Origin of the sequence: Nocardioides endophyticus, assembly GCF_039543845.1 — a bacterium.
Lineage (GTDB): Bacteria > Actinomycetota > Actinomycetes > Propionibacteriales > Nocardioidaceae > Nocardioides > Nocardioides endophyticus.
The window spans coordinates 106,981-119,140 of the sequence record NZ_BAABKN010000027.1 but is presented as its reverse complement, the minus strand read 5'-3'; the positions used below and the strand labels follow the sequence as shown (position 1 = coordinate 119,140).

10 protein-coding genes are annotated in these 12,160 nt (G+C 72.3%); 6 read left to right on the top strand and 4 right to left on the bottom strand.

Annotation, left to right across the window (positions count from 1 at the left end):
* Nucleotides 1–3: 3 nt before the first annotated feature.
* Nucleotides 4–1,470: an AAA family ATPase gene (locus tag ABEA33_RS21110; RefSeq protein WP_345528987.1), complete on the bottom strand. Its 1,467-nt coding sequence runs from the start codon at nt 1,468–1,470 to the stop codon at nt 4–6.
* Nucleotides 1,471–1,813: 343 nt separating this feature from the next.
* Between ABEA33_RS21110 and ABEA33_RS21105 the strand changes: the two genes are divergently transcribed.
* From ABEA33_RS21105 to holA, 6 genes are all read left to right on the top strand, one after another.
* A complete protein-coding gene (locus tag ABEA33_RS21105; RefSeq protein ID WP_345528986.1) occupies nt 1,814–3,730 on the top strand; it encodes a CE1 family esterase in 1,917 nt (638 codons plus the stop codon).
* A gap of 51 nt (nt 3,731–3,781) precedes the next feature.
* Nucleotides 3,782–4,672, top strand: coding sequence for a DegV family protein (locus tag ABEA33_RS21100; RefSeq protein ID WP_345528985.1), 891 nt, complete (start codon nt 3,782–3,784; stop codon nt 4,670–4,672).
* Nucleotides 4,673–4,682: 10 nt separating this feature from the next.
* The gene (locus ABEA33_RS21095) at nt 4,683–5,579 is read left to right on the top strand and encodes an aminoglycoside phosphotransferase family protein (protein ID WP_345528984.1); all 897 of its coding nucleotides are present in this window, start codon (nt 4,683–4,685) and stop codon (nt 5,577–5,579) included.
* 101 nt (nt 5,580–5,680) lie between these two features.
* Nucleotides 5,681–6,616 carry a helix-hairpin-helix domain-containing protein gene (locus tag ABEA33_RS21090; RefSeq protein ID WP_345528983.1) on the top strand — a complete coding sequence of 312 codons (936 nt, stop codon included), beginning with the start codon at nt 5,681–5,683 and terminating at the stop codon, nt 6,614–6,616.
* Nucleotide 6,617: 1 nt separating this feature from the next.
* Nucleotides 6,618–8,933, top strand: coding sequence for a ComEC/Rec2 family competence protein (locus tag ABEA33_RS21085; protein ID WP_345528982.1), 2,316 nt, complete (start codon nt 6,618–6,620; stop codon nt 8,931–8,933).
* Nucleotides 8,934–8,978: 45 nt separating this feature from the next.
* Nucleotides 8,979–9,971 carry a DNA polymerase III subunit delta gene (holA, locus tag ABEA33_RS21080; RefSeq protein ID WP_345528981.1) on the top strand — a complete coding sequence of 331 codons (993 nt, stop codon included), beginning with the start codon at nt 8,979–8,981 and terminating at the stop codon, nt 9,969–9,971.
* Between the two features lie 80 nt (nt 9,972–10,051).
* Here holA and rpsT read toward each other — a convergent pair whose 3' ends face one another.
* From rpsT to ABEA33_RS21065, 3 genes are all read right to left on the bottom strand, one after another.
* On the bottom strand, nt 10,052–10,312 hold the full coding sequence (gene rpsT / locus ABEA33_RS21075; protein ID WP_345519307.1) for a 30S ribosomal protein S20: 261 nt from the start codon (nt 10,310–10,312) through the stop codon (nt 10,052–10,054).
* Nucleotides 10,313–10,443: 131 nt separating this feature from the next.
* Entirely contained in the window at nt 10,444–11,406 is a 963-nt protein-coding gene (locus ABEA33_RS21070) for a phosphotransferase family protein (RefSeq protein WP_345528980.1), read from the bottom strand.
* A 57-nt stretch (nt 11,407–11,463) separates the two neighbouring features.
* Nucleotides 11,464–12,072, bottom strand: coding sequence for a hypothetical protein (locus ABEA33_RS21065; RefSeq protein ID WP_345528979.1), 609 nt, complete (start codon nt 12,070–12,072; stop codon nt 11,464–11,466).
* Nucleotides 12,073–12,160: the final 88 nt, after the last annotated feature.

Here is a 12,160-nt window from a genome sequence, read left to right as displayed (position 1 = left end):
CGGTCACTCCTCGCGGAAGCCGAGGACGGCTCGGGTCATCTGGTTGCGCGTGTCGAGCAGGTCGTCGAGGGCGACCTCGAGGTCCTCGGCGGTCACCGTCAACGTGTCGGCGGCGTCGGGGGTGTCCTCGCGGTCGGCGGTGACGACCGCGGCCCGCCGCAGCAGCTCCTTGAGGAACGACGCGGTGACGCCGTCGGTGCGGTCGAGGATGCCGTCGAGCCCACTGAGGTCGACCTCCAGGCGACCGGAGTAGAGCTCGACCAGCCGACGCCGGGCATCCCGGTCGGGCAGGTCGATGTGCACGGCCTGGTCCACCCTGCCGGGCCGCGACGCGAGTGCCGGCTCGAGCAGGTCGGCCCGGTTGGTCGTCAGCAGGAAGACCACGTCGGCGTCCTCGGCGAGACCGTCCATCTCATTGAGGAGGGTGAACAGCAGGGGAGTCTCGCCGCCGTAGTGGTCCCGCTCCTGGGCGATCAGGTCGACGTCCTCGACGACGATCATCGACGGTTGCAGGCTCCGCGCGATCGAGCAGGCGTCCCGGATCGCCCCCAGCGTCTCGCCGGTGAGCTCGACGATGGTCGTGCCGACCAGCTCGCCGACGAGGTAGCGCACGGTGTGGGTCTTGCCGACGCCTGGCGGGCCGTAGAGCAGGAGGCCGCGCTTGAGGTGTTGCCCGGCTGCCCTGAGCCGTTCGCTGTTGCGCGCGACCCCGACGACCTGTCGGCGTACGTCGGCGAAGGTGTCGGGCGGCAGGATGAGGTCCTCGGCCGACAGGTGCGGCCGATCGTGGAAGCGCAGCAGCGAGGACCGCTCGCCGAACATGCTGTGCCCGAACGACACGACCTGACCGCGGTAGACGTTGAGCTCGAGCGCGAGCCGACGCATCGTCGCGGTGACGTCTGCTGCCAGCTCCGGGCGGGTCGCGACGACCTCGACGGAGACCCCGCGCATGTCGCTCTCGGGGTCGGCGCCGCGATAGAGGAACGCGAGGCGGTCCTCGCCCTGCTCGACCAGGAAGACGGCCGCGCGCACGCAGTCGATCGTCTCTCCGCCCGGTCCGATCGGCTGGCTGGCCCGCGACACGTTGCCCGGACGCGGACCGTGCATCTGCTCGATCGGGGACTGGCCGAGGAGGTCGGCCAGCCCGAGCGGTCCGCGGTGGCGGAAGTCGGTGACTCCGATGATCCGGTGCTCACGTCCGGGCGCGGCGAGCCACGCGTCCACTGCGCGCTGCACGTTGACGTGCTCGTACGCCGGCCAGTGCTCCTCGACGACCGGGAGTCCGTCCGGGTCGCTGGCCAGGTGCTCCGCGATGAGTCCGCGGAAGCTCGGCTGCTCGGCGGCGCGGGCCTTGCTGACGAAGCGCCGGACCAGCATCCGGCCGTAGCGCCCGAGGTCCGACAGCTCGGGGCGCGAGTCGTCGACCGGAGCGGCCTGCTCGGTGTGGAAGACCATGGTGGACCTGGACATCGGCACGGGGCCTCCGGGGTAGTCAGCGGTCCGCGCAGCCTAGTGGCGCGGCGGCCGCGGAGCACCCGACTTCCGTCCCCGGTCGGCCCGCGTATCGATCGCGGTCGTCGGACGATGGCAACCGATTGGCAACTCGTTGACCCCGTGCTGATCCGGCACCGAGACTCGGGTGCAGTGATGGCCATCACACGCACGAACGCTCGGGACGTGCGCGACGATCCGCGTCGCACCTGATCCGTCGGTCTACTGGGGCAGTCTGGGCTGCCGCGATCGAGGCCGACCTCACCGGCGTTGGTGCCTGTCCAGCATGCGCTGCCGCATGCCCGTCGAACAGGGAGAACGCATGTCCAACGTCGATCGTCGTACCGTCATCCGGGGCACTGCCGCCGCTGGAGCCGCCCTAGCCGGGACCGGCCTGGTCCGCGATCCGGCCGCCGCGGCCCGGGCCCGCCGCTCCCGTCCCCTCGGCCCGGCGCAGCCGCTCGACGGACGGCCAGCACCGGCGTTCGACTACAGCAGGGCCAACAAGCTGCCGCGCGAGATGACCGGCTACTGGGAGAAGGCGTTCACGATTGCGGGCGCGGCACGGACCGCCAAGGTCTACATCTCACCGGAGACGCCGATCCGCTCCTACTACACCGTCCTGGCGGTCCCGGACGGCGTCGACTCCACCGACTTCCTGCGCCGGACCGGGTGGCGCGACGTCGCCGATGCCCGCGGAGAGGGACTCTTCCTGCTGGAGCCCGGGGCCGAGGGCTGGGGTGACGCGGTGACCGAGCGGGGGTACCTCGACGCGGCCATGGCCTTCTACCAGGCGAACAGCTACTTCTCGATCTTCGGTGAGCACTACCTGGTGGGGTACGGCGCCGGCGCCGGTCCGCTCGAGGCCTGGGCGGCCGCCTTCCCGTTGCGGGTGATCAGCCAGGTCTACCTCGACTCCACGGGCCTGCCGGCCGACTACCTCGGAGGCATCGGGCCCCTGGAGTTCGACGGGCGGACCGAGGGCAGCTACACCGACGTCGTCTTCCCCGACGGTTTCGACCTCATCCGGCACGACGAGGTCGTGCTTCCGACCTGGCACATCAATCCACGCCGGACGGCGTCGTTCAGCGTGAGCTACTGGCGACGGGCCAACGACGCGGAGGCACACGGTCGTCGGGACGGGGTGCTGGGAGTCGTCCACGAGCAGCGGCGCGGGTCGCAGCGGTGGATGACGTCGTACTCGGGACCGATCTCGCAGGTCGCGGTCCAGGACCGCCCGCTCAGCTACTGGAGCCCCCGGACCACGCGGCAGATCGTGGCCTTCCTGACGTTCTACTCGCGCTACGAGAACTTCTTCGCCTACGGCAACCAGCTGGTGCAGCGAGCCGACTACGACCGACTCGACGTCGAGGTGCGCACGATGGAGGTCGCGGGGTACGCACGCGAGTACCTGGTCCACGTGCCTGACTCCGCGCGCCGTCGGTGGGGTCGCCGGGCACCCGTGGTCTTCGTCTGGCCGGGCAACACCCAGACCGACAGGGTGTTCTTCGACTCCGCCCAGTGGTGGAAGGTCGCGGAACGGGAGGGCTGCATCGTGGTGACCGTCTGCGAGCAGTACAGCGCGTCGGCCATCTCCGTGAGCCACCGCGACTCCGATGTCTTCTTCCGCCAGCTGCGCGAGGTGATGCTGCGCGAGTACGACGTCGACCCGACCCGCTTCTACAGCACGGGACAGTCGGCGGGCAGTGCGGTGACCCAGAACTTCGCGCTCGCGAAGCCCGAGTACTTCGCCGCGGTCGCCTCCACGTCGTTCGCGGTGGCGCCGAGTCCCGCCGGCACGGTGGAGATCGACGGGGTGACCTACCCTTCAGCGAAACGCCCCATCCCCACCTACCTGATCTACGGCTACGGGGATCTCGCCTTCCAGGAGGGGGACCTGTGGGACGACATCGACAACCGCCTGGACGCCTGGGCGGCCTACCACCTGGGCGTCAACGACCTCGGACTCGAGGACGTGGACACCCGAGCCGGCAGGCGGGGCGGTTGGAAGGACCGGTTCCGGACGTGGACCTGGAAGGACCGCTCGAGTGACGTCCCGATGGTCAAGCTGACCAATAACCTCTACCGGTCCCACAACAACATCCCGGAGGAGACTCCGTTGCTGTGGGAGTTCCTCCGCCACTACCGGCACCAGGTCACCAGGAAGGGTCGCGTCCTACGCACCTTCAGTCCGAGCGGGTTCCAGCGCCGAGGCGACGAGGTCGAGATTCCGTCCTAGTTGTCCCGACCGCGGCCTGGCGCGGGCGGTCGCGCCAGGTAGCCTGCGGCCATGCCAGCGGGGTCAGTAGGGTCGGCGGGGTCGCCGCGCCAGGTCGCGATCGTCACTGACTCCACCGCCAGCCTGCCTCCGGAGGTGGCGGCGGAGCGAGGCATCGTCGTCGTACCGTTGCAGGTGGTCATCGGTGCGACGGTGTACGACGAGGGCGCCGACGGCGCGACGCCGGACCTGGTCGCTGCGGCGCTCAAGGAATGGAAGCCGGTCAGCACCTCGCGGCCCGGCCCGGCCGCACTGCTGGAGGTCTACGAGAAGGCCGCGAGCGATGGCGCGACGGCGATTGTGTCCGTCCACCTGTCCGGGGACATGAGCGGCACCTTCGAGTCGGCCCAGCTCGCCGCCCGCGACGCGTCGATCCCGGTGATCCCGGTCGACACCCGGCAGGTCGGGGTCGCGACCGGGTACGCCGCGCTGGCGGCCGTCGACGTGGTCGATGCGGGAGGCTCCGCCGAGGAGGCCGCGTCGGCCGCGCGGGACCGGGCCGCGGCGTCGGCCTCGTTGTTCTACGTCGACACGTTGGAGTACCTACGCCGCGGTGGCCGGATCGGCGCGGCCGCCGCCCTGCTGGGTGGGGCGCTCGCGGTGAAGCCGCTGCTCCAGATCGAGGACGGCAAGGTCGCCTCGCTCGAGCGGGTGCGTACATCGGCCCGGGCGCTTGCTCGGCTCGAGGAGCTTGCCGTACTGGCGGCCGGTGAGGCATCGGTCGACGTCTGCGTCGCGCACCTCGCCAGTCCCGATCGCGCCGGTCAGCTCACCGAGAAGCTCGCGGCTCGCCTCGAGGCCAACCTCGGCGGGCGTGAGGTGTGGTGCGGCGAGCTCGGCGCGGTCCTCGGTGCCCATGTCGGCCCGGGAATGATCGCGGTCTGCGTCGCCCCGCGGCTGTAGCCTCCCAGCCATGTCGATGCACGAGGACCAGCTCGAGATCTCCGAGGAGGCCGTGCGACGGCTGGTCGCCGAGCAGTTCCCGCAGTGGCGCGACCTGCCGGTCAGGGCGGTGGCGACGGCCGGCACCGTCAACGCGATCTTCCGGATCGGCGAGGACCTGGCCGCACGCTTCCCGCTGGTCGCCGAGGACCCGGCCGCGGTCGAAGCGGAGCTGAAGGCCGAGGCCGGCGCTGCGCGTGAGCTCGCCGACGCCAGCACGGTGCCGACGCCGGTGCCGGTGGCCCTCGGGCGGCCGGGGCTTGGATATCCGGCGCCTTGGAGCGTCCAGACGTGGCTGCCCGGGCAGGTCGCCACTAACGCGGACCCGGCGAGCTCGACCGCGTTCGCCGAGGACTTGGCCGGCTTCATCTCGGACCTGCGTCGGGTCGACGTGCGCGGCAGGCGGTTCGAGGGTGACGGTCGAGGCGGGAGCCTGCCTGACCACGACGAGTGGCTGGAGACGTGCTTCGCGGAGAGCGAGGGCCTGCTCGACGTCCCGCGCCTGCGGGCGATGTGGGCGGAGCTGCGGACGCTACCGAGCGTCGACCCGGACGCCATGTGTCACCGGGACCTGACGCCCCCCAACGTCCTGGTTCGCGACGGTCGGTTGGTCGGCGTGCTCGACGGCGGCGGGTTCTCGGCGGCCGACCCCGCGCTCGACCTGGTGGGTGCGTGGCACCTCCTGGACGCCGTACGGCGGGAGGTGCTGCGCGACGCGCTGCGCTGCAGCGAGGTGCAGTGGCGTCGCGGGATGGCCTGGGCGTTCCAGCAGTCGATGGGTCTGGTCTGGTACTACGCGGAGTCGAACCCGACGATGAGCCGCTGGGGTCGCCGCACCCTCGACCGCCTGCTCGACGACGCCGGGTAGACCAGCCCGTTTACCGTCCACAGCGACGTCTCCGACGCCGTTGCGCACAGGGCGGCGTCCATGCGTCGCCGATGGTCGGCGTCGCTGCCTAGCGTCGCGGCATGACCTCTCTCCGACCTCGTGCCGACCATCAGGAGGCCGTCTCCCGGCGGCTCGCGCTGTTGACCGCGGAGCTCGCCTCGACCCAGGTCGAGCAGGCGGCCGAGAAGCCAGCGGGGAGCGCGGACGAGTCGTGGCTGGACGGGCACACCCGGATCCGGCCGCTCCGTGCGGTGCCCGACTCCGATCCGGAGCGGGTTGCGGTGCCAGACCTGCCGGCGCCGGTGGTGCCCGTGCCCGGTCGTCATGCCGCCCGTCGCGGAGCGGCGGCGTTGCTCCCGGAGGCCATGCGTGGCCGGGTCGCGCTGGGGCCGACGCAGCTCGTGATCGTCGCGGTGCTGGTCGCGGCCGGCATCGCCGTCACGGGGTGGTGGGTGGTCCGCGGTGACTCCGATCGACTCGAGGCCCCGTCGGCACCGCTGACGTCCGGCGCGTCTCCGTCCGATGCGGCTGCGCCGCTTGCCGACGCCACTCCGGCAGCGGCCGGCGGGGTCGAGTCAGCGGCGGACGGGTCGGTGACGGTCGACGTCACCGGCAAGGTGCGCGACCCGGGGATCGTGGTGCTCGACGGTGGCGCCCGAGTGATCGATGCCGTCGAGGCCGCCGGTGGGGCGCGACGAGGCGTCGACCTCTCCTCCCTCAACCTGGCGCGGGTGCTCGTCGACGGAGAGCAGATCGTGGTCGGCGGGCCACCGGCGCCGACCGCCGGCGCGGCCGCCGCTACGGGCGCAGCCTCACCCGGCGGGCCGCTGGTCAACCTCAACACGGCGACGCAACCCGAGCTGGAGGCGCTGCCCGAGGTCGGGCCGGTGACCGCCCAGTCGATCCTGTCCTGGCGCACCGAGCACGGTGGGTTCACCTCGGTCGATGAGCTCCTCGAGGTCGACGGCATCGGCGACGCGACCCTGGCCCAGATCGCCCCGCACGTGACCATCTGAGGTGGACGTCGATGGCACCGATACCCGGCGTGACCGACCCGACCTCCGGATGCTCGCCCTCGCCGGTGCGGGGTGGGCAGGTGCCGGCGCCGGTCGCTGGCTGGGGTGGTGGGTCGTCCTGGTCGTCGCGGCGTTGGCCGTCGGGGTGTGGGCGCTGCGCCGGTGGTCTGGGGCCGCCGTCGCTCGCACGGCGTCGGGTGCGCTGCTGGTCCTCGCCGCGACCGGCACGGTCACCGTCCTCCGCCTCGACCAGATCGGGCACGGGCCGGTGGGAGCACTGGCCGACGAGCGGGCCGCCGTCAGCGTCGTCGGCACCGTCCGCTCCGATCCGCGGAAGGTCTCCGCCCGCTACGGCGACCTGGTCGTCACCCGGCTCGAGCTGCGGGAGGTGACCGGTCGCGGTTCGTCGTACGCCACCGCGACGCCGGTGCTCGTGATCGGCGATGCGGACTGGCTCGACGTACCCCTGGGGGCCAGGGTGCGGACCTCCGGCCGGCTCGGCCCTGCGGACGACGACGACCTCGCCGGTGTGCTCTCCGCTCGCGGGCCGCCCGCGGTCGTCTCCGCGCCCGACGTGTGGTGGCGCGGTGCCGCAGCCGTCCGAGCATCGATCCGGGACGCAGTCGCCCACCGGCCCGCCGATCAGCGGGCACTGGTGCCGGCGCTCGTCGATGGCGACGATGCCGGGCTGGACGAGGCGCTCGCCGACGACTTCCGGACGACCGGGCTCACCCACCTGCTCGCCGTGTCGGGGACCAACCTGACGCTGGTGGTGGGGTTCCTGCTGGTGCTGACCCGCTGGGCCGGCCTGCGCGGTCGGGCACTGCTGGTCGTGGGCGCGCTGGGGATCCTCGGCTTCGTGCTCCTCGCGCGCACCGAGCCGAGTGTGCTCCGGGCCGCGGTGATGGGCACGGTCGCGCTGTTCGCGATGGGAGCCGACGGGCGGCGGCGCGGCCCACGAGCTCTCGGCGTCGCGGTCGTGGTGCTGCTGCTCGTGCAGCCGCCCCTGGCCGTGCAGCCCGGCTTCGCGCTGTCGGTCCTGGCGACTGCTGGCATCGTGCTGCTGGCGCCCGGATGGCGCGACGCGATGGCCCGGTGGCTGCCCCGGTGGGTGGCCGAGGCGATCGCGATCCCGTCGGCGGCCCAGCTGGCCTGCACCCCGGTCGTCGCCGGGCTGTCCGGCCAGGTGAGCCTGATCGCGGTCGCGGCCAACCTGGTCGTGGCGCCGGTTGTCGGACCGGCCACAGTGCTCGGGCTCGGCGCCGGACTGGTCGGGCTGGTGCTGCCGGCCGCGGGTCGCGTGCTCGGCACCCTGGCCGGGTGGTGCGTGGCCTGGATCGTCGAGGTCGCGACCCGCGGCGCGGCGCTGCCGACGGCGGCGCTGGACTGGGGGAGCGGTGCGCTGGCGCTCGGGGTGCTCAGCCTCCTGGTGGTCGCGATCGCGCTGGCCGGCCCGTTGTTGCTCCGGCACCCGGTGACGGGCGTCGGCTGCTGCCTGCTGCTCACGGCAGTGGTGGTCGTCCGGCCGCCGAGCCCGGGCTGGCCGCCGGCGGGTTGGGTGCTGGTGGCGTGCGACGTGGGGCAGGGCGACGCGCTGGTGCTCAACGCCGGTGCGGGCTCCGCCGTCGTGGTCGACAGCGGACCCGACCCGGCGGCCGCGGACCGCTGCCTCGATCGGCTCGGTGTCGACGAGGTGCCGCTGGTGGTGCTGACCCACTTCCACGCCGACCACGTGGACGGGTTGTCGGGGGTGTTCGACGGGCGGAAGGTCGGCGCGGTGGAGACGACCGGTCTGCTCGACCCGCCGGGCGGTGTCCGTGAGGTCGAGTCGGTGGCGGCCTCCGTGGGCCTGGTGCCGAGCCTGACGCCGTACGGCGAGACCCGGCAGGTGGGTGCGGTCACGCTCCAGGCGCTCTGGCCGCCACCGGGTTCGCCGACGACCGGTCCCGGTGATGGCAGCACGGCCAACGAGGCCAGCGTCGTGCTGCTCGCCGAGGTGGGTGGGGCCCGGATCCTGCTGACCGGCGACATCGAGCCCGAGGGACAGGCGGCCCTGGCCCGGTCGCTGCCGGGTCTCCAGGTCGACGTCCTCAAGGTGCCGCACCACGGCAGCCGCTACCAGGATGAGCCGTGGCTGCTGTCGCTCGGTGCCCGGGTGGCCCTGGTCAGCGTGGGCGCGGACAACGACTACGGCCACCCGGCCGACGCGGCGTTGGAGCCGCTCGAGGAGGCCGGCACCCGGGTGCTGCGCACCGATCAGGACGGTGACCTCGCGGTGGTCGCCGAGGACGGCGACCTGGCGACGAAGACCCGCTGAGCCCGGTCGCCGGGCGTCGGCGCGCTGTGGCAGGCTTGCCGCACCATGGCAGGTCCTTCGCAGCCGCGCGCGGCAGACGTCCTCGGTCGGGTCACGCTCGTGACCGGCAAGGAGGAGTTCCTCAACGAACGCACGGTCGTCGCGGTGCGCGACAGCGTCCGCCACTACGACTCGGAGTCGGAGTTCTCCGAGACGGTCGGCTCGGACCTGTCGCTCGCCACCCTCGGGGAGCTGGCCGCGCCGTCGCTCTTCTCGAGCATCCGCTGCGTGGTCGTGCGCGGTCTCGAGAACCTCCCCGAGGAGTCCGTCGAGGGCCTGCTCGCGTACGCCGCGGCGCCGGCCGACGAGGTCGCGCTGGTGCTCGTGCACGGTGGCGGTCAGAAGGGCAGTGGGACGCTCACGAAGCTGCGCAAGCTGGCGACCGTCACCGAGTCGAAGTCGGGGGAGCTGCGCGCGTCGGAGTACCCCAACTTCGTGTCCGCCGAGATCCGCGGCCACGGCGCTACGATCGACCCGGACGCGGCCGACTTCCTGGTCCAGGCCGTGGGGCAGGACCTGCGCTCGCTCGCTGCGGCGGCCGACCAGCTCGCCAGCGATTTTGCCGGCGGGCCCATCACATCCGACAAGGTGAAGCAGTACTTCGGAGGCCGGGCCGAGGCGAAGTCCTTCGCCGTGGCCGACGCCGCCTTCTGGGGGCGCCGCACCGAGGCACTGGAGGAGCTGCGCTGGGCGCTCGACGGCGGTACGGCGGCGGTGCTGGTCACCTCCGCGTTCGCGGGAGGCGCCCGTGGCGTGGCCCGCTACCGGTCCGCGCCACGCGGCGTGCGCGAGGCCGACCTGGCCCGCGAGGTCGGCGTCCCGCCGTGGAAGCTGCGCACGATCCGCGACCAGTCCCGCGGCTGGTCCGACGGTGGGATCGCCCGGGCGATCCAGGCGATCGCCCGCGCCGACGCCGATATCAAGGGCGCAGCCAGCGACGCGTCGTACACGCTCGAGCGGCTGGTGCTCACCATCACCGGGCTGCGCGACTCCCGCTGAAATGCAGCTGACCCGCCCAAGAGACTTGGGCGGGTCAGCAAAACGACCGACTGGGATGCCCGACCGGGCACCCGGGTGAATCAGAGCGAAGCGGCCTTCTTGGCGATCGCGGACTTGCGGTTCGCGGCCTGGTTCTTGTGGATGACGCCCTTGGAGGCGGCCTTGTCGAGCTTGCGGGCGGCGTCCTGGCCGGCCTTCACAGCAACGTCCTTGTCACCGGCCTCGGCGGCCTCGCGGAACTTGCGGACGGCGGACTTCAGGCCGGTCTTGACGGCCTTGTTGCGCTCGTGCGCCTTCTCGGCCTGCTTGTTGCGCTTGATCTGGGACTTGATGTTCGCCACTGAGATGCCTTCGCTTCGAGGAGTGTTCGGTCGTTTCAACGTCGGGTCGCGCGCACGGTGAACCCACTCGTGGCGCGACGGACAAGGCTAGCAGCGGCGCTGTGATGCGCCAAAACCGCCGAACCAAGGCGTCACGACCACCCGCGCCTCTCGGCCAGCCAGCGCCAGCAGACCTCACCCTGCCAACGCTGCGCCTCGCGCATGTACGGCGAGGTCGGGGGCACCGGCTGGGCGGCCGAGATCAGGAAGTACGCCGTGACCAGCGCGATCACGATGTCGATCGACTCGGCGGGCACGTCGCGAGTCACGGGCGAGGACGCCAGCGCCGCCTCGACGTCCAGCCCGTCCCCGCGGGGGCCGATCATCAGGAAGACGGTGTCCAGCCAGGCTGCGCCGACGACCGGCCAGTTCCAGTCGCACAGTAGGACCCGGCCGTCGACGGTCAGCATCAGGTTGTCGTCGCGGATGTCGGTGTGCACGAGGGTGTCCCCGTCGGCGACGTCAGCGAACCTCGCGGCCAGGGCCGCGGCGTCGTCGAGGTGCTCGGCGATCCCGGGCAGGTCGGGGAGGTCCGACCGGAGCCTCTCCCAGTACGCCGGCCAGGCGGCGAACTCGGCGGTGAAGGTGTCGGCGGCGAGCCCCTCGGGCGCGGGTGTCAGGGCCGCGGACAGCTGTTCGGTCATCGCAACGCACGCCTCCAGGTCGGCCGCCCGCCACGGCCGGCGCGGCGCCCGGGCCTCGACGTACTCGATCCCGAGCACCACCCAGTCCTCGTCGGCGATGTGCCAGAGCAGCTTCGGCGCGGGCGCGGTGTCTGGGAGAGCCGCCAGCTTGCGGGCCTCCTCACGGTAGGCCTCGGCGAATATCCGCTGCGCGCGGACCGACGCGGCCTTCACGAAGTGGCGGGAGCCGTCCTCGCAGGTCAGCACCGACGCGAAACCCGGGGTGAAGCCCGCGCCCTGGGAGGCCGCGTCCACCACGGGCGACCCGCACCTGCGCGAGATGAGGTCGCGGATCTGCGGCGGCAGGTGCGGCCACTCGAGGCGGCGCGCTGTCCGGCCATGCGGGATGGTCGTGGGAAGTGCCTCGGTCACGGCACCATCCTCGGGCACGAGGGTGGGAGCCGAGCCCACCCCCGTGCCGTAGCCGGGCTACTGCGTGACCTGGATCGCCGTCAGCCGGATCTCCGAGGCGTTTCCGGTGGCCGGCGTCCAGCACTCGATCGAGACGGGCTTCGCCGAGGCGACGGAGACGACCGACGACAGGGCGATCGAGGTCCGCCCGCCGCCGGCGGCGAAGTTGTGCTGGGCCAGGTTGTAGGAGTCGCTGTCGACCAGGAGCGTGCAGCTGCCGATCCCGGACTGGATCGTGTAGAGCGTGAGGTTCGCCTGGACGGCGTACGTGCCCGCGGGCAGGACCTTGCTGACCACCTCCGTGTCCGAGTTGGAGGGCACGTTGACCGAGTTCTCGGGCGCCGCGGCGTGGACCTTGGGCGGTGTGTACGGGGCGGGCGCCGGCTCCGGAACCGGTGCGGGAGTGGGGGTGGGGGTCGCGGCGATCGCGGCCCGGACCTTCGGGCTGAGGTCCTTCGCTCGGATGGTGCCGTTCTTGATGTGGACGCTGGCGACGGAGTTCTTCTTGATGTGGGGTGCCTTGCCCCGTGCGTCACGCTCAGGGGCGGTGGCAGTGGCCACGCCGGCGATGCTGGCGAGCAGGAGGCTGGCGCCGATGACGGTCGCGTAGGTCGAGCGGTGCTTCATGGGACGGGGGTTCCTTCCGAGTGGGTACGGCGGTCGGCCGTCGGGACGGCACCACCCTGCGACCGTCCGGGCCTCGGCACATGAGGGG